Origin of the sequence: Halobellus litoreus (assembly GCF_024464595.1) — an archaeon.
Classification (GTDB): domain Archaea; phylum Halobacteriota; class Halobacteria; order Halobacteriales; family Haloferacaceae; genus Haloquadratum; species Haloquadratum litoreum.
Genome location: NZ_JANHAW010000001.1, coordinates 978,285 through 996,589 on the forward strand (window position 1 = coordinate 978,285; position 18,305 = coordinate 996,589).

18 protein-coding genes and 2 tRNA genes are annotated in these 18,305 nt (G+C 67.5%); 14 read left to right on the forward strand and 6 right to left on the reverse strand.

Annotated features, from left to right (window positions below; all coding sequences use genetic code 11):
- Positions 1-20 precede the first annotated feature (20 nt).
- The 12 genes from NO360_RS05015 (at position 21) to NO360_RS05070 (ending at position 11,346) form a co-directional block, all read left to right on the forward strand.
- Positions 21-602, forward strand: a complete 582-nt coding sequence (locus NO360_RS05015; RefSeq protein WP_256306437.1) for a V-type ATP synthase subunit E — start codon at positions 21-23, stop codon at positions 600-602.
- A complete protein-coding gene (locus NO360_RS05020; protein ID WP_256306439.1) occupies positions 599-1,645 on the forward strand; it encodes a V-type ATP synthase subunit C in 1,047 nt (348 codons plus the stop codon). Before NO360_RS05015 ends, NO360_RS05020 begins: the two co-directional genes overlap by 4 nt.
- A complete protein-coding gene (locus tag NO360_RS05025) occupies positions 1,642-1,968 on the forward strand; it encodes a V-type ATP synthase subunit F (protein WP_256306441.1) in 327 nt (108 codons plus the stop codon). Before NO360_RS05020 ends, NO360_RS05025 begins: the two co-directional genes overlap by 4 nt.
- A 3-nt stretch (positions 1,969-1,971) precedes the next feature.
- On the forward strand, positions 1,972-3,741 hold the full coding sequence (locus tag NO360_RS05030; RefSeq protein ID WP_256306442.1) for an ATP synthase subunit A: 1,770 nt from the start codon (positions 1,972-1,974) through the stop codon (positions 3,739-3,741).
- Between the two features lies 1 nt (position 3,742).
- On the forward strand, positions 3,743-5,176 hold the full coding sequence (locus tag NO360_RS05035) for an ATP synthase subunit B (protein WP_256306443.1): 1,434 nt from the start codon (positions 3,743-3,745) through the stop codon (positions 5,174-5,176).
- 262 nt (positions 5,177-5,438) lie between these two features.
- Positions 5,439-7,187, forward strand: a complete 1,749-nt coding sequence (locus tag NO360_RS05040) for a PAS domain-containing protein (RefSeq protein ID WP_256306444.1) — start codon at positions 5,439-5,441, stop codon at positions 7,185-7,187.
- A gap of 87 nt (positions 7,188-7,274) precedes the next feature.
- Positions 7,275-8,021, forward strand: a complete 747-nt coding sequence (locus NO360_RS05045; RefSeq protein WP_256306445.1) for a bacteriorhodopsin — start codon at positions 7,275-7,277, stop codon at positions 8,019-8,021.
- Between the two features lie 167 nt (positions 8,022-8,188).
- Positions 8,189-9,007, forward strand: a complete 819-nt coding sequence (locus tag NO360_RS05050) for a lycopene cyclase domain-containing protein (RefSeq protein WP_256306446.1) — start codon at positions 8,189-8,191, stop codon at positions 9,005-9,007.
- A 4-nt stretch (positions 9,008-9,011) separates the two neighbouring features.
- Positions 9,012-10,196, forward strand: coding sequence for a Brp/Blh family beta-carotene 15,15'-dioxygenase (locus NO360_RS05055; protein WP_256306447.1), 1,185 nt, complete (start codon positions 9,012-9,014; stop codon positions 10,194-10,196).
- Positions 10,197-10,232: 36 nt separating this feature from the next.
- Positions 10,233-10,916: a V-type ATP synthase subunit D gene (locus tag NO360_RS05060; protein WP_256306448.1), complete on the forward strand. Its 684-nt coding sequence runs from the start codon at positions 10,233-10,235 to the stop codon at positions 10,914-10,916.
- A gap of 262 nt (positions 10,917-11,178) precedes the next feature.
- A tRNA-Asp gene (locus NO360_RS05065) sits at positions 11,179-11,251 on the forward strand.
- Between the two features lie 22 nt (positions 11,252-11,273).
- Positions 11,274-11,346: transfer RNA gene (locus tag NO360_RS05070), tRNA-Asp, on the forward strand.
- A 187-nt stretch (positions 11,347-11,533) separates the two neighbouring features.
- On the opposite strand, the gene NO360_RS05075 is transcribed toward NO360_RS05070, so the two are convergent.
- Genes NO360_RS05075 through NO360_RS05085 form a run of 3 tightly spaced genes read right to left on the reverse strand, consistent with a single transcriptional unit; the run spans position 11,534 to position 13,392 of the window.
- A complete protein-coding gene (locus tag NO360_RS05075) occupies positions 11,534-11,911 on the reverse strand; it encodes a fluoride efflux transporter FluC (protein WP_256306449.1) in 378 nt (125 codons plus the stop codon).
- On the reverse strand, positions 11,908-12,249 hold the full coding sequence (locus tag NO360_RS05080; protein ID WP_256306450.1) for a fluoride efflux transporter FluC: 342 nt from the start codon (positions 12,247-12,249) through the stop codon (positions 11,908-11,910). The genes NO360_RS05075 and NO360_RS05080 overlap by 4 nt, the downstream gene beginning before the upstream one ends.
- Positions 12,250-12,270: 21 nt before the next feature.
- A complete protein-coding gene (locus NO360_RS05085) occupies positions 12,271-13,392 on the reverse strand; it encodes an ATP-binding protein (RefSeq protein ID WP_256306451.1) in 1,122 nt (373 codons plus the stop codon).
- Positions 13,393-13,467: 75 nt separating this feature from the next.
- Here NO360_RS05085 and NO360_RS05090 point away from each other — a divergent pair, with 75 nt between their 5' ends.
- Entirely contained in the window at positions 13,468-13,920 is a 453-nt protein-coding gene (locus tag NO360_RS05090) for a DUF7382 domain-containing protein (RefSeq protein WP_256306452.1), read from the forward strand.
- A gap of 45 nt (positions 13,921-13,965) precedes the next feature.
- Here NO360_RS05090 and NO360_RS05095 read toward each other — a convergent pair whose 3' ends face one another.
- The gene (locus NO360_RS05095) at positions 13,966-15,243 is read right to left on the reverse strand and encodes a tRNA(Ile)(2)-agmatinylcytidine synthase (RefSeq protein WP_256306454.1); all 1,278 of its coding nucleotides are present in this window, start codon (positions 15,241-15,243) and stop codon (positions 13,966-13,968) included.
- 128 nt (positions 15,244-15,371) lie between these two features.
- Between NO360_RS05095 and NO360_RS05100 the strand changes: the two genes are divergently transcribed.
- Positions 15,372-16,349 (forward strand): transcriptional regulator, encoded by a 978-nt coding sequence (locus NO360_RS05100; RefSeq protein WP_256306455.1) that lies wholly within the window; start codon positions 15,372-15,374, stop codon positions 16,347-16,349.
- Between the two features lie 102 nt (positions 16,350-16,451).
- Here NO360_RS05100 and NO360_RS05105 read toward each other — a convergent pair whose 3' ends face one another.
- On the reverse strand, positions 16,452-16,709 hold the full coding sequence (locus NO360_RS05105) for a glutathione S-transferase N-terminal domain-containing protein (RefSeq protein WP_256306456.1): 258 nt from the start codon (positions 16,707-16,709) through the stop codon (positions 16,452-16,454).
- Between the two features lie 78 nt (positions 16,710-16,787).
- The gene (locus NO360_RS05110; protein ID WP_256307101.1) at positions 16,788-18,197 is read right to left on the reverse strand and encodes an aryl-sulfate sulfotransferase; all 1,410 of its coding nucleotides are present in this window, start codon (positions 18,195-18,197) and stop codon (positions 16,788-16,790) included.
- Positions 18,198-18,305: the final 108 nt, after the last annotated feature.

Below are 18,305 nucleotides of genomic sequence, written 5' to 3' on the forward strand. Positions count from 1 at the left end.
CCCTCCCGTTCTTTCCATCAATGAGTTTGGACAACGTCGTCGAAGACATCCGAGACGAAGCCCGCGCGCGTGCGGAGGAGATACGCGAGCAGGGTGAGCGTCGCGCCGAGGAGATCGTCGAGACGGCAGAGACCGACGCCGAGGAACTCCGCGAGGCGCGAGAGGAAGACGTCGAGCGCCAGATCGCCCAAGAGCGCGAACGGGCGCTGTCGTCCGCGAAGCTCGAATCGAAGCAGGAACGGCTCGAAGCCCGCCGCGACGTCCTCGAGGACGTCCGCAGTCGGGTCGAGGCGGAACTCGTCGACCTCCCACAAGAGAAGCGCGAAGAACTGACACAGGCGCTTCTGGAGGACGCGACCACGGAGTTCGACGAGGACGAGTCGGTGTCGGTCTACGGTCGAGCCGACGACGCCGACCTGCTCGAATCCCTCTGTGCGGAGTACGACGGCTTCGAGTACGCCGGCGAGTACGAGTGTCTCGGCGGTGTCGTCGTCGAGGGGAGCGACTCCCGGGTTCGAGTGAACAACACCTTCGACTCCGTTCTTGAGGGCGTCTGGGAGGACAACCTCAAGGACGTGAGCCAGAAACTGTTCGACCAATGAGTAGCGCCGGCGGTTCCAATCCCGAGTACGTGACAGCCCGCGTCCGGGCGCGCAAGAGCGTCCTCTACGGGGACGAGGAGTACCGAAAACTGATTCGGATGGGGCCGGCCGAGATCGCACGGTTCATGGAGGAGTCCGACTACGAGGAGGAGATCAACGCGCTCGGGGCGCGCCACTCCGGCGTCGATCTCATCGAGTACGCGCTCAACCGAAACCTCGCAAAGCAGTTCGACGACCTCCTCCGCTGGGCCGACGGTGGCCTCTACGACCTGATCGCTCGGTACCTCCGCAAGTTCGACGCCTGGAACGTCAAGACCGTCATCCGCGGCATCTACTCCGAGGCCGATCGCGAGGCGATCTCGGACGACCTCATCCGGGCCGGCGAGTTCGACGAGGGACTGCTCGATCAGTTGCTCGACGCGCCGAGCATCGAGGAGGTCGTCGACCGCCTCTCGGGGACCATCTTCGGTCCCGGCCTCGAGGACGCCTACGGCGACTACGAGGACACCGGCGTGCTCGTTCCCCTGGAGAACGCCATCGACAGGACGTACTACGAGCACCTGCTGGAGGACCTCGTCGTCGACGAGGCCACCCAGCAGTACCGCGAGTTCCTGGAGGCCGAAATCGACTTCCGGAACGCCCGGAACGCGCTGCGGCTCGCACAGAGCGGCGCGGACATCGATCCCGCCGAGTACTACATCGACGGCGGATCGCTGTTCTCGGCGAGCGAACTGGCGACGCTGGCGCAGAACCGCGACGAACTCGTCACGGCGATCCGGGAGTCGAAGTACGGTGACGACCTCTCGGCGGCGCTCGACGAACTCGAGTCCGCGGAGAGCCTCATCAACTTCGAGCGCGCGCTCGACGTGGCGCTCCTGGAGTACACGGGGTCGCTCGGACACGTGTTTCCGCTCTCGATCACCCCGATCGCGTCGTACATCCTCGCGAAGGAGCGCGAGGTCGACAACATCCGGGCGATCGCCCGGGGACGCGAGGCGGGGCTCACGGAGGAGCAGATCGAGCAGGAGCTGGTGATCCTATGAGCCAGGAAATCGCCGTCGTCGGCAGTTCGGACTTCACGACCGGGTTCCGCCTCGCGGGCGTCCGGAAGTTCGAGACCGTGCCCGACGAGGAGAAGGACGAACAACTCGACGAGGCCGTCACCGAGGTGCTCGAAGACGAGGACGTCGGCATCGTGGTGATGCACGACGACGACCTCGATCACCTCTCCCGGTCGGTCCGCGAGGCCGTCGAGACCAGCATCGAGCCGACGCTGGTCACCCTCGGCGGCGGCGCGGGCGCGGGCGGTCTCCGCGACCAAATCAAACGAGCCATCGGAATCGACCTGATGGAGGAGGACAACTAACATATGAGTCAGACAGCACAGACCGTCCGCGAGGACGGTATCATCGCGAGCGTGAGTGGTCCCGTCGTGGTCGCCCGCGATCTCGACGCCCGAATGAACGACGTCGTCTACGTGGGCGACGAGGGTCTGATGGGCGAAGTCATCGAGATCGAAGGCGATACGACGACGATTCAAGTGTACGAAGAGACCTCGGGGATCGGCCCGGGCGAGCCCGTCGAGAACACGGGCGAACCCCTGAGCGTCGACCTCGGTCCGGGGTTGCTGGACACCATCTACGACGGCGTCCAGCGCCCGCTGGACGTTCTCGAGGACAAGATGGGGAGCCCCTACCTCGACCGCGGCGTCGACGCGCCGGGGATCGAACTCGACACCAAGTGGGAGTTCGAGCCGGAAGTCGAGGAGGGCGACGAGGTCGGCCGCGGCGACGTCGTCGGCGTCGTCGAGGAGACGATCACCATCGACCACAAGGTCATGGTCCCGCCGGACGCCCTCGAGGAGGGCGAGACCGCGGAGGTCGTCGACGTCAAGTCCGGCTCGTTCACCGTCGAGGAGACGGTGGCCGAACTCGACACCGGCGTCGAGATCCAGATGCGACAGGAGTGGCCGGTCCGTGAGGCCCGACCCACCGTCGAGAAGAAGACCCCGCGGACGCCGCTCGTCTCCGGGCAGCGGATCCTCGACGGCCTGTTCCCGATCGCGAAGGGCGGGACGGCCGCGATTCCGGGGCCGTTCGGCTCCGGGAAGACGGTTACCCAGCACCAGCTCGCGAAGTACGCCGACGCCGACATCATCATCTACGTCGGCTGCGGCGAGCGCGGCAACGAGATGACCGAGGTCATCGACGACTTCCCGGAGCTGGAGGACCCCGCGACCGGGAACCCGCTGATGGCCCGGACGTCGCTCATCGCGAACACATCGAATATGCCCGTCGCCGCGCGCGAGTCGTGCGTCTACACGGGGATCACCATCGCGGAGTTCTACCGCGACATGGGCTACGACGTCGCGCTGATGGCCGACTCCACCTCGCGGTGGGCCGAGGCGATGCGCGAGATCTCCTCCCGACTGGAGGAGATGCCCGGCGAGGAAGGCTACCCCGCCTACCTCGCCGCGCGGCTCTCGCAGTTCTACGAGCGCGCCGGTTACTTCGAGAACGTCAACGGCACCGAGGGCTCTGTCTCCGCGATCGGTGCAGTGTCGCCGCCCGGCGGCGACTTCTCGGAGCCGGTCACCCAGAACACGCTTCGCATCGTGAAGACGTTCTGGGCGCTCGACGCCGACCTCGCGGAGCGCCGGCACTTCCCCTCGATCAACTGGAACGAGTCGTACTCCCTGTACAAGGATCAGCTCGATCCGTGGTTCCAGGAGGAGGTCGCCGACGACTGGCCCGAAAAGCGCCAGTGGGCCGTCGACGTCCTCGACGAGGAGACAGAGTTACAGGAGATCGTTCAGCTCGTCGGCAAGGACGCGCTGCCCGAGGATCAGCAGCTGACCCTCGAAGTGGCGCGCTACCTGCGCGAGGCGTACCTCCAGCAGAACGCGTTCCACCCGGTCGACACCTACTGTCCGCCGGAGAAGACGTACCTGATGCTGACGACGATCGAGACGTTCAACGACGAGGCCTTCGACGCGCTCGAAGCCGGCGTCCCGATCGAGGAGATCATCGACATCGACTCCGCGCCGAAGATCAACCGGATCGGCGTGCAGGAGGACTACGAGGAGTACGTCGACGAACTCAAATCGGAGATCGCAGACGAACTCCGGAGTCTCTACTAACATGAAAGAGTACCAAACCATCACCGAGATCAGCGGTCCGCTGGTGTTCGCCGAGGTCGACGAGGCCATCGGCTACGACGAAATCGTCGAGATCGAGACGGCACAGGGCGAGACGCTGCGCGGCCAGGTGCTCGAATCCTCGGAGGGCGTCGTCGCCATCCAGGTGTTCGAGGGCACCAGCGGCATCGACAAGAACGCATCAGTCCGTTTCCTCGGCGAGACGATGAAGATGCCCGTCACCGAGGATCTGCTCGGGCGGGTGCTCGACGGCTCCGGCCGCCCGATCGACGGCGGCCCGGACATCGTCCCCGAGGAGCGACAGGACATCGTCGGCGCGGCGATCAACCCCTACTCCCGGGAGTACCCCGAGGAGTTCATCGAGACCGGGGTATCGGCCATCGACGGGATGAACACGCTCGTCCGCGGCCAGAAGCTCCCGATCTTCTCGAGTTCGGGACAGCCGCACAGCGAACTGGCGATGCAGATCGCCCGGCAGGCGTCCGTTCCGGAAGAGGAAGAGGGCGAGGGCGACGAAGGCTCCGAGTTCGCCGTCATCTTCGGCGCGATGGGAATCACCGCCGAGGAGGCGAACGAGTTTATGCAGGACTTCGAGCGCACCGGCGCGCTTGAACGCTCCGTCGTCTTCATGAACCTCGCGGACGACCCCGCCGTCGAGCGGACGGTCACGCCGCGGATGGTGCTGACGACCGCCGAGTACCTCGCCTTCGAGAAGGACTACCACGTCCTCGTCATCCTGACGGACATGACCAACTACTGCGAGGCGCTCCGCGAGATCGGTGCCGCCCGCGAGGAGGTCCCGGGACGACGTGGGTACCCCGGATACATGTACACCGACCTGGCGCAGCTCTACGAGCGCGCCGGCCGGATCGAGGGCCGCGAGGGGTCGGTCACGCAGATTCCGATCCTCACGATGCCCGGCGACGACGACACGCATCCGATTCCGGACCTGACCGGGTACATCACGGAGGGGCAGATCTACGTCGACCCCGACCTCAACAGTCAGGGGCTGCAGCCCCCGGTGAACGTCCTTCCCAGCCTCTCACGGCTGATGGACGACGGTATCGGTGAGGGCCTCACCCGCGAGGACCACGCCGACGTCTCCGACCAGATGTACGCGGCGTACGCGGAGGGCGAAGACCTGCGTGACCTCGTGAACATCGTCGGTCGCGAGGCGCTGTCGGAGCGCGACAACAAGTATCTCGACTTCGCCGACCGGTTCGAGGAGGAGTTCATCGACCAGGGCTTCGACACGAACCGAGGGTTGGAGGAGACCCTCGACATCGGCTGGGACCTCCTCTCGATGCTGCCGACGGAGGAGCTCAACCGCGTCGACGAAGAGTTCATCGAGAAGTACTACCGCGAGGACGTCTCCGCCGACGCCGACGAGACCGAGACGGAAGCGACGGCCGACTGAACGGCCGATTCGACGGCGACTTTTTCGGAATCGAACGCGCAGCGTCGCGTGACTCCCGTACGCGGCCGGCTCGGTGTGAACGGTCCCCACGCGGGAACGTCACTCCGGATTGAGAGTGCTCGTCTTCGGCCGGGTCGAGGTTCCGGCGCGGGCCTCGCCGCGCTCCCCGGCACCGCCGGGTGACGGCGAAATCTAGCAACTGTCCCGAGGATCTCCTGACAGCGGCCACACGTGTTTTGGTTCTTCGGCCGCTTGTGTACGTATGGCACGGGGGGAAGACCCGGCTGTCCGAGCGGGGCCGGTGACGACGCGGGAGAAGCGAGACGGCGCCGAAACCGCGGGTTCGGCGAGCGCCGACGGCGTCGACGAGTCGCTGAAGACGCGCACAATGGACGAAGCGCCGGTGGGAATCACCATCGCGGACGCCACGAAGCCGGACATGCCGCTGATCTACGCGAACGCCGCCTTCGAGCGAATCACCGGGTATCCGGCGGCGTACGCGGTCGGCCGGAACTGTCGATTCCTCCAGGGCGAAGCCACCCGCGAGAAACCCGTCAGGAAGATGCGCACCGCTATCGAGGAGGGAACGGCCACGACCGTCGAGGTCCGGAACTACCGTCGGAGCGGCGAGGTGTTCTGGAACGAGGTGACGCTCGCGCCGTTGCAGGACGAATCCGGCGGCGTCGCCTACTACGTCGGCTTCCAGCAGGACGTCACGCGTCGCAAGCGGGCCGAGCGGGCGGCCTCGGAGCGGGCGTCGCGGATCGAGCGGGAACGGATCGCCCAAGAGCGGTTGCTCGACCGACTCGACGGCGTCGTCGCCGACGTCACCGAGGCCGTAACGAGCGCCTCGTCGCGGCCGGCGCTCGAACGCGGGGTGGTTCGGAGCATAGCGGACACGTTCGTCGGCGCGTGGATCGGTCGGTACGACCCCGCCGCCGAGACGGTCGTCCCGCAGGTCGCCGAAGGGGTGCCGACGCGGCCGGGCGAGGACCGTCAGCCCCTCGTTGGAGCGGCTATCGAGCGCGACCCCGCTGACGAAGGGAAGCCAGACGAACCGGGCGACGGCCAGACCGTCGAGCGGGGAGTCGGTATGCGAGCCGTCGAGACGGCGGTCACCGAAGCGCTCGAGGATCGATACGTCCACATCGAACCGATCGAGTCCGACGCGTCGACGGCGTCGACGGCGGTCGCTGGGGTGCCGTTACACCGTGGCGAAGCCACGTACGGAGCGATTGCCGTGTACGTTCGGAACGCGGAGTTCCACAGCCACGAGCGCGCCGTGCTCACGGCTCTCGGACGGACGGTCGCGGTCGGTATCAACGCCATCGAGAGCCAGCGGACCTTACAGGGCGAGGAGATCGTCGAATTCCGGTTCACGCTCGGGGCGCATCCGTTGGTGGAACTGGCCGCGGCACTGGGAGGTCGGCTCCAGTTCGTCGGGAGCGTCGGCGACCGCCAAGAACCGTCGTTCCTGTTCGAGGTCCGTGACGCCGCCGATCTCGATGCGGACGTGATCGGCGAAACCGCGGACACGACGGACGTGACTGTCCACGGTGTCTTCGCTGACGAAACGGCCGCGCCGGTCATCGAGCTCTCTATCGGCGACGGGTCGCTACGCGATCTGCTGCGGGACCACAGCGGGGAGCTACGCGAGTGGCAGATCGACGCGGAGGCCGCGCACGTGACCGTCGAAGTCAGACGCGAGGCGCTCGCACAGTCGCTGGCCGACGCAGCGATGAATCGATTCGAAAACGCCGAACTCGCCGGCTACAGGCGGTGTGAGCGACGTAACGAGACCCGCCGGGAGTTCGTCGCCGAACTGGAGTCGAAACTGACAGAACGGCAGCTAGCGGCGCTGAACCGTGCGCACACGGCGGGGTACTTCGAATGGCCCCACGAGACGGACGGCGAGGAAATCGCCGAGTCGATGGGCGTCTGCCGGTCGACGTTCCACCAACACCTCCGTGCGGCCCAGCGGAAACTCGCGGCGGCGGTGCTCGATCGCTAGGCGGAGCGGAATCGCAAGACCGAGTCGCGAGCCTAACTAGTTGTGTACGTTGCTTACTACGATTCCTTTCGTACTCTCTACCGTACTATGCCACAACCTGGTAGCGAAGGAATATGGCTCTGGATCGGCACGCTCGGAATGTTCCTGGGGATGCTGTACTTCATCGCCCGGGGCTGGGGCGAAACGAACAGACGCCGACAGGAGTTCTACATCGTCACGATATTCATCACCGCCATCGCGTTCGTCAACTATCTCGCGATGGCGCTCGGATTCGGGCTGACAATTATCCAGGTCGGTGGCGAGGAGCTACCGATCTACTGGGCCAGGTACACGGACTGGTTCTTCACGACGCCGCTTCTGCTCATCGACCTCGGCCTCCTCGTCGGGGCGAACCGAAACGAACTGTCGTCGCTGGTCGGCCTGGATATGCTGATGATCGGGACGGGCGCGGTTGCCACGCTCTCGGCCGGTCCCGGCGCACTCACGGAAGGCGCGCGACGGCTGGTCTGGTGGGGCGTCTCGACCGGCTTCCTGCTCGTCCTGCTGTATATGCTGTACGGCTCCCTCGACGAGAAAGCGAAGGAGCTGTCCGGCTCTGCCGCCTCGACGTTCAGTACGCTCCGGACGCTGATCGTCGTCGTCTGGCTGATCTACCCCGTCTGGTGGATCGTCGGCACAGAGGGGCTACAGCTGCTCCCGCTGTACGTCGAGACGGCCGGATTTATGGTGCTGGACCTGGTTGCCAAGGTCGGATTCGGTATCATCCTGCTGTCGAGCCGCGAAGTGCTCGACGCAGCCGGATCGGTGAGCCCCGATCCCGAACCGGCCGACTGACGGGGATCGTCCACCCGGAACCGACCGACTGATCGGAACCGCCGCCCCATCGACCGGGACGCAACACTGTCTGGTGGGAACCGGCTCGGGTCGTCGGGGGCGACCGTCGCCGACCCGTCGTTTCCACGTCGGTCCCACGACCCGAGCCGAAGCCGCGGAGACCACCGATGACAACGCAATTCACCTACCTACAATTTCACCTCGCGTTCCTGGTTCCCGCCGTGCTCTTTCTGGTTGCGACGGGCTTCGTGAGTCGGACGCGGATCACGGGGAGCCGGGAGGTGCTCGGAAGCGGCTGGCGGCACTACTGGGCGGGAGTCGTCATCATCACCGTCGTCGCGCTCGCGTACACGACGCCGTGGGACAACTACCTCATCGCCCGGGGGGTGTGGTGGTACGGCAACGGAACGACGCTTCTGACGCTGGGGCACGCGCCGATCGAAGAGTACCTGTTCATCCTCGTCCAGCCCTGGATCACGGCGCTGTGGCTGTCGCATCTCGACTTCAGGACGGCGTGGCCCCGGTCTTCGAGACCGGTCGCGTGGCGGGCGGGGGCCCTGCTGGTCGCGGCGGCGGTCGGGGTCGGCGGATGGCAGCTGCTCGGGGTCGACGAGGGCTTCTACCTCGGCGCGATCCTCGCGTGGGCCGCCCCGGTGCTGGCGCTGCAGTGGGCCGTGGGCGCACCGCAGCTCTGGGCGCGCCGCAAGACGGTCGCGCTCGGAACGCTGCTCCCGACGCTGTACCTGTGTGTCGTGGATCGAATCGCGATCGAGTACGGGATCTGGGTGCTCTCCGGACAGTACACGACCGGGATCACCGTCGCGGGACTCCCGGTAGAGGAGGCGACGTTCTTCCTCGTGACGAACCTCTTCGTCGTTCAGGGGCTCGTCCTCTACCGGCTGGTGATGGCCCGCTGGGGCGGCGACGCGTCGACCGCCCGCGGGTCGGCGGATCACCCCGATCCGGCGGTCGAGCACAGCGGGTAGGTCGATGAACGAACCGACAGGACACGAGGGCGATTCGACAGGCTACGAGGACAACTCGGCCGGCTACGAGGACGAACCGGCGGGATACGCAGCGGACGGGCCGACGTCGACGCGGCTCGTCGGGGCGCGGAGGGACCGCGGTACGTCCGTCGGTTCGGTGATGCGAGCGGTCGGCGTCCGCCCGGCTTGGCTGGTCGTCGGTGGGGTCGCTCTCGCCTGGGGCGTCGCGGCCGCGTTCACGGCGTCCCCGACGCTGCCGACGTGGCTCCGCTACGGACCGCTGGCGGTGAGTCTCGCGCTCTTCGGGCTCCCGCACGGTGCGGTCGACCACCTGGCCCCGGCGCGAGCTGCCGGCCACCGCCCCACGGTGACGTGGCTCCTCGCGGTCGGGGTGCTGTATCTCGTCCTCGGGAGCGCGTACGGGTTCCTGTGGTGGCTCCTCCCGGTCGCGTCGGCCGCGCTGTTCGTGGCACTGACCTGGTTCCACTGGGGACAGGGCGACGTCTACGCGCTCGACGCGCTCGGCGCGCGCCACCTCGACGGTCGCGGCGTCCGGGTCGGGACGTTACTGGTCCGCGGTGGGCTCCCGATGCTGGTGCCGCTCCTCGGCCATCCCAAGGAGTACCGGGCCGTCGTCGGCGCGTGGGTGGCGCTGTTCGGCTCCGAGTTCGACGCCGCGTGGATCGCGTCACCGACGGTCCGGATTGCGCTCGGCGGCGGGTTCGCGCTGCTTACGATCGGAACGCTGCTCGCGGGACGACGACGCGACGGCGGCCGCGTCTGGCTGCTCGACGCCGGCGAGACGGTCCTGCTGTGGGGGTACTTCCTCCTCGTGCCGCCGCTTTTCGCTATCGGCGTGTACTTCTGCGTGTGGCACTCGCTGCGGCACATCGCCAGGCTGATCGCGGTCGATCCGGCGTCGAGGGCGGCATTCCGCGAACGCGGCACCGTCCCGGCGCTGTTGCGGACGGGACGCGACGCGCTCCCGTTGACGGTCGTCTCCGTCTTGTTGCTCGTCGGCATCGCGGTCGTCGGGGACGTCGCGGTCGGGACGCAGGCGGACCTCCAGGCGGCCGCGGCGCTGTATCTGGTGTTCATTTCCGTGCTGACGCTACCGCACGTGGCGATCGTGACGTGGATGGACCGGGCGGAGAACGCCGGTCTCGCCCCGCTCGTGAGTAAACAGTAAAAGGTTAACAGGCTCGGTTCACTAGCCACCTACAAGATGGCCAAAGACGTCAAACCGACCCGCAAGAACCTGATGGCGATCGAGGATCGCATCGAACTCTCCGAACGGGGTCACGACACGCTCGAACAGAAGCGCGACGGCCTCATTATGGAGTTTATGGACATTCTGGATCAGGCCCAGGACGTCCGCTCGGAGCTCGACGAGAACTACGAGACCGCCCAGCAGAAGATCAATATGGCGCGGGCGATGGAGGGCGACGTCGCCGTCCGCGGGGCCGCCGCGGCGCTCAAAGAGCACCCGGAGATCACCACCCAGTCGAAGAACATTATGGGCGTCGTGGTCCCGCAGATCGAGTCCTCGCGCGTCAAGAAGAGTCTCGATCAGCGCGGGTACGGGCTGCTCGGCTCCTCGGCGCGGATCGACGAGGCCGCCGACGCCTACGAGGAACTCCTCGAGACGATCATCCTCGCCGCGGAGGTCGAAACGGCGATGAAGAAGATGCTCAAGGAGATCGAGACGACCAAGCGGCGGGTCAACGCCCTGGAGTTCAAGCTGCTCCCCGAACTCAACGAGAACAAGGAGTACATCGAGCAGAAGCTCGAAGAGCAGGAACGCGAGGAGATCTTCCGCCTGAAGAAGATCAAGAACAAGAAAGAAAAAGAGGAGAAAGAGGAGAAGGAGGCCGCGGAAGCGGCGGCCGCCGCCCCCGCGGACGACTGATCGATCCCTCGAACGCCGTCAGGTCCCGAGTCGACATCTTCGGCCGATCTTCTCTCCGTCGCTGTCCGAACAGCGTCGGCGTCATCGGAATCCGTTCTCTCGTCGGCTCGACTGGTCCCCACGCGTCGGCCGGTGCGACGTCACAGGACTCACAGCATCGGCGGTTCGCGACGCCGCCCGACGCGTCTTCGGTGACCGCTCCCACGCCGCCGTCAGATGATAAGTCTTAATTAGACTACCGGGCAACGAAGAAGTGGAGCAAGCCCGGGTGGTGTAGTGGCCCATCATACGACCCTGTCACGGTCGTGACGCGGGTTCAAATCCCGCCTCGGGCGCTTGTGTTTTGCTCCGATGTGTGCCCGGGTGGTGTAGTGGCCCATCATACGACCCTGTCACGGTCGTGACGCGGGTTCAAATCCCGCCTCGGGCGCTTCTTCGATTTCACGCGTCGCGGAGTCTCGTCTCCGGGACTTACTCGTGAAATCGGTGTGCGACGAACGCGGGATTTGAACCAGCGAGTGGAGCGAAAGCGGAACGAGTGAGGTTCAAATCCCGCCTCGGGCGCTTTGATTTTCGACCATCAGCGAGGTGTCTCGTCGCCGTCGTTCTTGCGTGTCTCAGAGGATTCCGACCGTCGCCCACCCTACCCCGACGCCTAGGAGCGCGGACACCAGCGTGCCAGCGGCGTCGACGACGGCGAGTCGGGAGTCGCCCGCATCGATCGCACGGACGACGTTGACGGCGAACGACGAGAACGTCGTGAACGCGCCGCAGAATCCCGTCCCGGCGACCGCGAGCGTCGCGTCCGCGGGCGACGACGCCACGAGCGCACCGAGGGCGAAGCTACCGAGGACGTTGACGGCGAACGTGCTCCGTCGACCGCCGCCGAGCGTCACGTCGACCGCGTAGCGAGCGAGCGCGCCGAGCGCGCCGCCGAGACCGACGAGCAGGGCCGTGGGAGGCGCAGTGAGAAGCTCAAGGGTGCCAGCCGTCATACCCACCGCCTCCCGGCCACCAGTCCGAGGACAGCCGCGGCGAACCCGAGTGCGTACGTCGCGGCCACGTTGACGGCGCCGAGCGCCGGTCCGAGCGACGCCGTCTCGACGGCGAACGTGCTGTAGGTCGTGAAGGACGAGAGGAGCCCGGTCATCAGGAAGAACCGGAGCCGCGTCGACCGAACGACGCCGACCGCGAGCGCCAGCGCGAAACTCCCGACCACGTTAGCGAGAAGCGTCCCGCCGGGACCGGCGACGACGGTCCCGAGCAGATGCCGCGCGGTGGCACCGAGAAATCCCCCGAGCGCGACGAGCACGGGGACGAGTCGATCAGCCATCGACGACACTCCCGCGGGCGGTCACTCATCAGTTTCGATGGCGCGCGCCGCGGCCGACGCTCGGGAACTGGCTCCGCCGTGCGGCGTGTCTCGGGCCCGAACGGCGACCGTCCGGGTCGCCTCGGCGGTGTCGTCGACGACGAGCGCTTCGCCGGGGGCCGTCGGCATCGCGTCCGCGATGTCGTCGTCGACGTAGGCCGGGTCGGCGGCGGCGAGCGCGCGGACGTCGGAGCCGGCGGTCAGCCGATGGACGACGCGGAGGTCCGACTGGGAGACGGCGACCGCGGGGAGGGCGCTCGGGCGCTGCGTGGCGGTGACGAGCGAGACGCCGGGAGCGCGCCCACGGGTGAGAATCGCCCGGAGCGGTCCGCTGGCGACGCCCTCGAAGAAGACGTGCGCCTCGTCGAGAAAGAGCCAGGGCAGGCGTTCGATTGGCGCGTCGCCGCCGGTGGCCGAGCGACCGAGGCGGCCGTCGTACAGCGCGGCCGCGACGCCCGCGGCGACGGCGTTCGACGGCGCGTCGTCGAGGCGGGAACAGTCGAGGACGGTCGCCGCGTCGTCGGCGAGCGCCCGCGCGTCGAGGCCCGCGGGGTCGAAGACCCCCCAGGAAGCGGCGCGTCGGAGACGGTTGGCCGCCGCCCGCCGGACGTCGTCGCCGGCGTCGGCGTCGGCGACGACCTCGCGCATCCCGTCGAGCGTTGCCGCCGCACCCGCGGCGTGCCAGACGAGCGCGCCGGCGGGCCCGTCCGGATCGGTACCGACGAGCGCGGGCCACTCCGCCGGCGAGACGGCGTCGGCGCGGATTGTCGGCTCCTCGATCACCCGCGCCGGAACCGGGTCGCCCGTCGCCTCCGCGGCGAGCCCGCGGAAGACGCCCATCGGATCGACGACGACGGGGGCGACGCCGGGCGTCCGCGCGGCCGCCTCGATCAGGACGCCGAGGGTATAGGACTTCCCGTATCCGCGCTTTCCGACCACGAGCGCGGCGTGCGGGCGGTCGAAATCGACCGCGACGGGCGCGCCGCGACTCCCGTCGCGGGCGCGGTGGTGGCCGAACGTGCCGGCGAACGACGCCGCGTCTGCAGTCGAGTCAGCGTCGGTAGGTCCGTCGTCGGCAGACCGACCGAGGACTTCGGTGTGCATCGGCGGGAGTGGTCCCGTCCACCGACTTGAACCCCCGTGCGAGCGTTTATATACGGAGACGGGACCACGGGCGGTATGTTCGACGAACTCCGACGGTTCGCCGGGGACGACCGCGCTATCGAAGGACTGCCGATCAGACTAGTGATCGCTCTCGTCGTGGGCGTCGCCACGATGAGCGTGATGCTGAATATGCTGTCTGGAGTGCAGGGGCTCGCCGTCTCCGAACTCGACGTCCGACCGACGCCGGACGTCGTCGAGCCCGGCGAGCAGGAACTCGAACTCGTCGTGGTCGACGACGACGGCGACGGCGTCGAGGGCGCGACGGTGATCGTCAAGGACGGCAGCGCCGAGATGGAGGGCGTGGTGACGGCAAAATCGGACGCGAGCGGCGTCGCGAGCGTCACCGTCGAGACCGACACGCGGGCGAACCAGGAGACCGGAACGCTCGTCGTCGACGTGAAACCGCCGTCGGGGAGTCAGTACGTCGACCGCCGGGAGAACACGGAGATCCTAGTGGTCGAGGAGTGATCGGGCCGAGGGATCTCTCGCAGACGCGATCCCCCCGGCCCGCGTTCAGCGTTCGGGGTGGATCGGCGCGTCGAAGCCGCCGCGGATCAGCGGCTTCGCGATGTGTCGGCGGGCGCACGGCGGCACCTCGTACCAGCCGCGTTCGAGGTCGCGGTCGAGGTCGACGGTGTCGGCCGTGGGGGCCGCAGTCCCGCAGTCGCGACAGCGATAGCCCTGCCCCCGACCGGCGCTCGCCATCGACCGGCCGCACGCCGGACAGGTAGGATTCGTCTGCTCGGTCCGTCGGAGCGACCGGACGGCGAACTTCTCCAGTTTGAGCGTGCCGTCCCCGACCTCGCCGCAGACGGTGAGGTCGTCGCCGACGCGGAGCGAGCGGACGTGGTCGCGAAAGCGCTTCGTCGGCTCGAAGGCGGCGCAGTCGATCCGAGCGCCGCCGCCGTCCGGCCCGCGTAGCTCGAAGAAGACGTGGCCGCCGCGGCGCGTCTCCGGGTCGCTCGCGACGGTGCCGTCCACGCGGTAGGCGCGGCCGTCGCGCAGATCGCCCACCCCGCCGTCGCGCAGGTGACCGTCCGTCCCCTGATTCGTCAGGAACGTCGCCGACCGCTCGACGGGTTCGCTCTCGATCCGACCGGCCAGGTCCGCGACGACGCCGGCGTCGTCGCCGCGGATCCCGTAGAGGATGGGTCCCGGCGCGTTGGGGACGCAGACGGCCTGCTCCTCGACGCGGTCGACGGTGTCCCACGCGTCGGGATAGGCGCGCTCTGCGGCCTCGAAGACGGACGCCGCCTCGACGTTTCGAGCCGTGCCACAGCGATCGAACTCGCGATAGGCGATGTGCTCGTACGTCCACTCGTCGAGGGCGGCATACGCGCCGACGGCGGCGAGCGCGCCGATTCGGCCCCGGCCGCCGGCCCACCCGCGGTGGCGGTAGCCAGACTCGTCGAGGAGTTCGAGCGCCTCGGTCGGCTCGAGGAGGTCCCGGATCGCGCGGCGGGTGAACGCGGCGACGGCGTCGGGCACGGCCCCGGGATCGTCGTCGGCGACGACGACCCCGGGACTCGTGCGCGGGTCGTCGACCTCGGCGAGCGGTTCCAGTTCGGCGACGGCGAGGTCCAGCGCCCGCTCCGGATCGACGTCGGTGTGGACCGCGAGCGCGGCGTTGCCGCGGGTCTTGTGTTCGACCGCGGGATTGAGCCGGATCAACAGCGTGCGGTCGACCGTGCCGCCATCGGCCGCGACGGCCTCGGCGAGTCGCGTCGCGAGGTACGTCGTGCACATCCCCCGTTCGCGGGAGTCGGTGTCGTCGAGGCCGATGATCGTCATCGGCGAGTCGTAGTCGGCGCGGCGGCTAACGACTTTCGGGACGGATCGAGCGAATCGCCCGACTGAGCGGTGCCACTGGCGAACGGACGGCACAACGTATATATGCGCTGAATCGCTTATATACCCCTATGTCTCGGTCCGCGCTAGTCGGAAACGTCACGGCGATGCTGGAGGACGCCGGGTTCCTCGTCAGCGAGCGCTGTGCGATCCGACCGAAGAGCTTCGACGTCGCCGCGAGGCGGGGCGAGGACCTGGTGCTCCTGAAGATACTCGGTAACATCGACGCCTTCGACGGGACGACCGGCGAGGAGATGCGACGGCTGGGCACCTACCTCGACGCGACGCCGATGGTCGTCGGACTGCGGACCCGCGACGAGGACCTGAAGCCGGGCGTCGTGTACTTCAGACACGGCGTTCCGGTGTTCAACCCCGACACGGCGATGGAGTTGTTCGTCGAGGGCGTACCGCCGCTCATTTACGCCGCCCCGGGCGGCCTGTACGTCAACATCGACGGCGACCTCCTGGCGGACGAGCGACGCGAACGCGGGTGGAGTCTCGGTCAGTTGGCGACGGAACTCGGCGTCTCGCGGCGGACGGTCTCGAAGTACGAGGACGGGATGAACGCCAGCATCGAGGTGGCGATCCAACTCGAAGAGATGTTCGACCAGCCGTTCTCGAGTCCGGTCGAGGTGATGGACGGGGCCGAGGAGGTCCGCGACGCGGAGCCGACGCCAGACGATCCCGACCCCGAATCCGACGACGAACACGTCGTCCACGTCCTGACGCGGGCGGGGTTCACCGTCCACCCGACCGCGCGCGCGCCGTTCAAGGCGGTCAGCGAGGACGACGAGCGCCGGCGGGACTTCATGCCGATGCTCACCGGACACTCCGCGTTTACGCGCAGCGCCGAAAAGCGCGCGCGGATTATGTCCTCACTCGGGGAGGTCACCCAGACTCGGTCGGTCTACTTCACCGAGAACCAATCGAAGCGCGAGTCCGTCGAGGGGACCGCACTCGTCAGTTGCGAGGAACTCGCCGACATCGACGACCCCGACGACATCCGCGACCTGATCCGCGACCGGTCGCAGGAACCGACCGAGGCGTAAGCGGGTCGCATCGCGAAATCTCTCGTTCTACTGGCCGCGAAACGCGTAGTCCGGAAACCGTAACGCCGCCGTCCACACAGCGCCGGGCTCTCGTCGGGAGCTTCAGCTCGCTCCGTCGCCGTACGTCTCTTCGAGATAGTCGACGATGTCGTCGCTCTCGGCCATCCCTTCGATCCCGTTGGCCTCGTCGACGAGAACCGGAACGCCGGTCTGGCCGCTGATCTCTTCGACCGTCGTGCGTTCGCCGTGGGCCGAGGGAACCATCACCGACTCGTATTCGAGCCCGAGTTCGCGGAGTTTGTCCGTCACTTTCGCGCAGTACGGGCAGCCCTCGAGTTCGTACAGAACCAGATCTGACATCGCGTCCGAGTAGCGGTGGCGTCCTAAAGAGTCACGCGGTCGAGTGCGCGGGAAACGCACGATGGGGGCGGGACCGACTCATCGATCGGCGCGTCGGCGCACAGCCGCGACGAGTCGGCGACCGCCCGCGAGGATCGTTCGTCGGCCGGCGATCAGTTCGCCGCTCGCCCACACGGCGCCGACGAGGACCGCTCCGATCGCCCACGCGAAGTCCCACCCGGACATCCAGACGGGGCGGAGCCACGGCGTCACGTGCGCCCAGCGGGTGGCGAACTCGTTCATCGGCCCCTCGATCGGCGTGTCGGCGAACGTGGCCCGGATTCGGCCGTCGAAGCCGACGCTCTCGTTGCCGCCCGCGGTGAGGTTCGCGCTTCCGGTGATCGGGTACCTCCCGGAGGCGTTCATATCGCGGATCGTCGGCCCCGACGACTCGGGGCCGGTTCCCATCCGTTCGGCGTCGTAGGGGCCCCACGTCGCGTAGTACTCCCAGACGACCTCGCCGGTGGGGGTGATCTCCATCACTCGGTGGTTGAGCGTGTCGGTGACGAGCGTGTTGCCGTTGGGGAGCCGATCGGCGTCCCGCGGCCACGTGAGCGTGTTCGAGCCGACCTCCCAGGTCCGGACCCATTCGCCGTCCTCCTTCGCGTACTCGACGACCCGGTTGTTCTCGCTGTCGGCGACGAGGATCGTCGGGTTCCCCTCCTCGCTCACCAGCCAGTCGGGGTTGTGCTGTTCGCGCATCACGGAGTAGTCGTCGTCGCTGCCGAGACGCTCGACGATCTCTTTGGTCTCCATATCGACGACGATGGCCTGATCGAAGTTGCGCGGCGAGAGCAGCAGGCGGTCCTCGCCGATCTGATCGACGTCGTTGACGTGCGTCCAGTCGCTGCTGTAGCCGCCGTCGGTGCTCTCGGGGTAGTGGTTCCGGAAGTACCACTCCCAGGTGAACTCCTCGGAGGAGCGGTTGTAGACGACGACTCGGTCGTCGCTTCTGCCCGCGGACTCGTTCCACTGCCGCATATTCGCGATGGCGATGCGGTCGTCGCCGAGATACGCGACGTCGTGGGTGTCGGTCATATTGAACCGCTGCTGCCAGACGCGCTCTTGGGTGTCGGGATCCAACTCGAACAGGACTGTGTCGCCCGCGCGGGGCGAAGAGACGAGCAGGTTCCCGTTCGGCATCGGGTCGACGTCGAAGAACCAGGCGTTGCCGCCGACGTTGTCGTCGTGGGTCCACTCCAGGTTCCCTCGCTCGTCGACGGAGACCAGCCGTGCGGGTTTCTTCGCGTTCGTGTTACCCCGGAACGTGAACCCCTGGACGCTGATGACGGTCGAGTTGTTCGCGGCGCTCGTGATGGTGCCGCGTTCGAGGCTCGTCTCGTCGGCGGGATCGTACGTCAGCGCTGAAACGGCCGACGGCGCGAGGAGAGAGACCACGACCAGGAGGGCGACGAGCCGAACGGCGTTCGCTCGGGAAGGCGCGGGCAGGTTCACATATGTCGGTCCGGCGGTATCGAATGAATCTCTTGCGGTCCGGAACCCCGCAGCGCCCACCGCACCGACGCAAACGGCGGCGCGTATCGGGAGCGGACGGTC

Bases quoted from the DNA above. Each gene is read 5' to 3' on its own strand.
- NO360_RS05015 (WP_256306437.1), top strand. From the start codon at position 21: ATGAGTTTGGACAACGTCGTCGAAGACATCCGAGACGAAGCCCGCGCG.
- NO360_RS05020 (WP_256306439.1), top strand. From the start codon at position 599: ATGAGTAGCGCCGGCGGTTCCAATCCCGAGTACGTGACAGCCCGCGTC.
- NO360_RS05025 (WP_256306441.1), top strand. From the start codon at position 1,642: ATGAGCCAGGAAATCGCCGTCGTCGGCAGTTCGGACTTCACGACCGGG.
- NO360_RS05030 (WP_256306442.1), top strand. From the start codon at position 1,972: ATGAGTCAGACAGCACAGACCGTCCGCGAGGACGGTATCATCGCGAGC.
- NO360_RS05035 (WP_256306443.1), top strand. From the start codon at position 3,743: ATGAAAGAGTACCAAACCATCACCGAGATCAGCGGTCCGCTGGTGTTC.
- NO360_RS05040 (WP_256306444.1), top strand. From the start codon at position 5,439: ATGGCACGGGGGGAAGACCCGGCTGTCCGAGCGGGGCCGGTGACGACG.
- NO360_RS05045 (WP_256306445.1), top strand. From the start codon at position 7,275: ATGCCACAACCTGGTAGCGAAGGAATATGGCTCTGGATCGGCACGCTC.
- NO360_RS05050 (WP_256306446.1), top strand. From the start codon at position 8,189: ATGACAACGCAATTCACCTACCTACAATTTCACCTCGCGTTCCTGGTT.
- NO360_RS05055 (WP_256306447.1), top strand. From the start codon at position 9,012: ATGAACGAACCGACAGGACACGAGGGCGATTCGACAGGCTACGAGGAC.
- NO360_RS05060 (WP_256306448.1), top strand. From the start codon at position 10,233: ATGGCCAAAGACGTCAAACCGACCCGCAAGAACCTGATGGCGATCGAG.
- NO360_RS05075 (WP_256306449.1), bottom strand. From the start codon at position 11,911: ATGACGGCTGGCACCCTTGAGCTTCTCACTGCGCCTCCCACGGCCCTG.
- NO360_RS05080 (WP_256306450.1), bottom strand. From the start codon at position 12,249: ATGGCTGATCGACTCGTCCCCGTGCTCGTCGCGCTCGGGGGATTTCTC.
- NO360_RS05085 (WP_256306451.1), bottom strand. From the start codon at position 13,392: ATGCACACCGAAGTCCTCGGTCGGTCTGCCGACGACGGACCTACCGAC.
- NO360_RS05090 (WP_256306452.1), top strand. From the start codon at position 13,468: ATGTTCGACGAACTCCGACGGTTCGCCGGGGACGACCGCGCTATCGAA.
- NO360_RS05095 (WP_256306454.1), bottom strand. From the start codon at position 15,243: ATGACGATCATCGGCCTCGACGACACCGACTCCCGCGAACGGGGGATG.
- NO360_RS05100 (WP_256306455.1), top strand. From the start codon at position 15,372: ATGTCTCGGTCCGCGCTAGTCGGAAACGTCACGGCGATGCTGGAGGAC.
- NO360_RS05105 (WP_256306456.1), bottom strand. From the start codon at position 16,709: ATGTCAGATCTGGTTCTGTACGAACTCGAGGGCTGCCCGTACTGCGCG.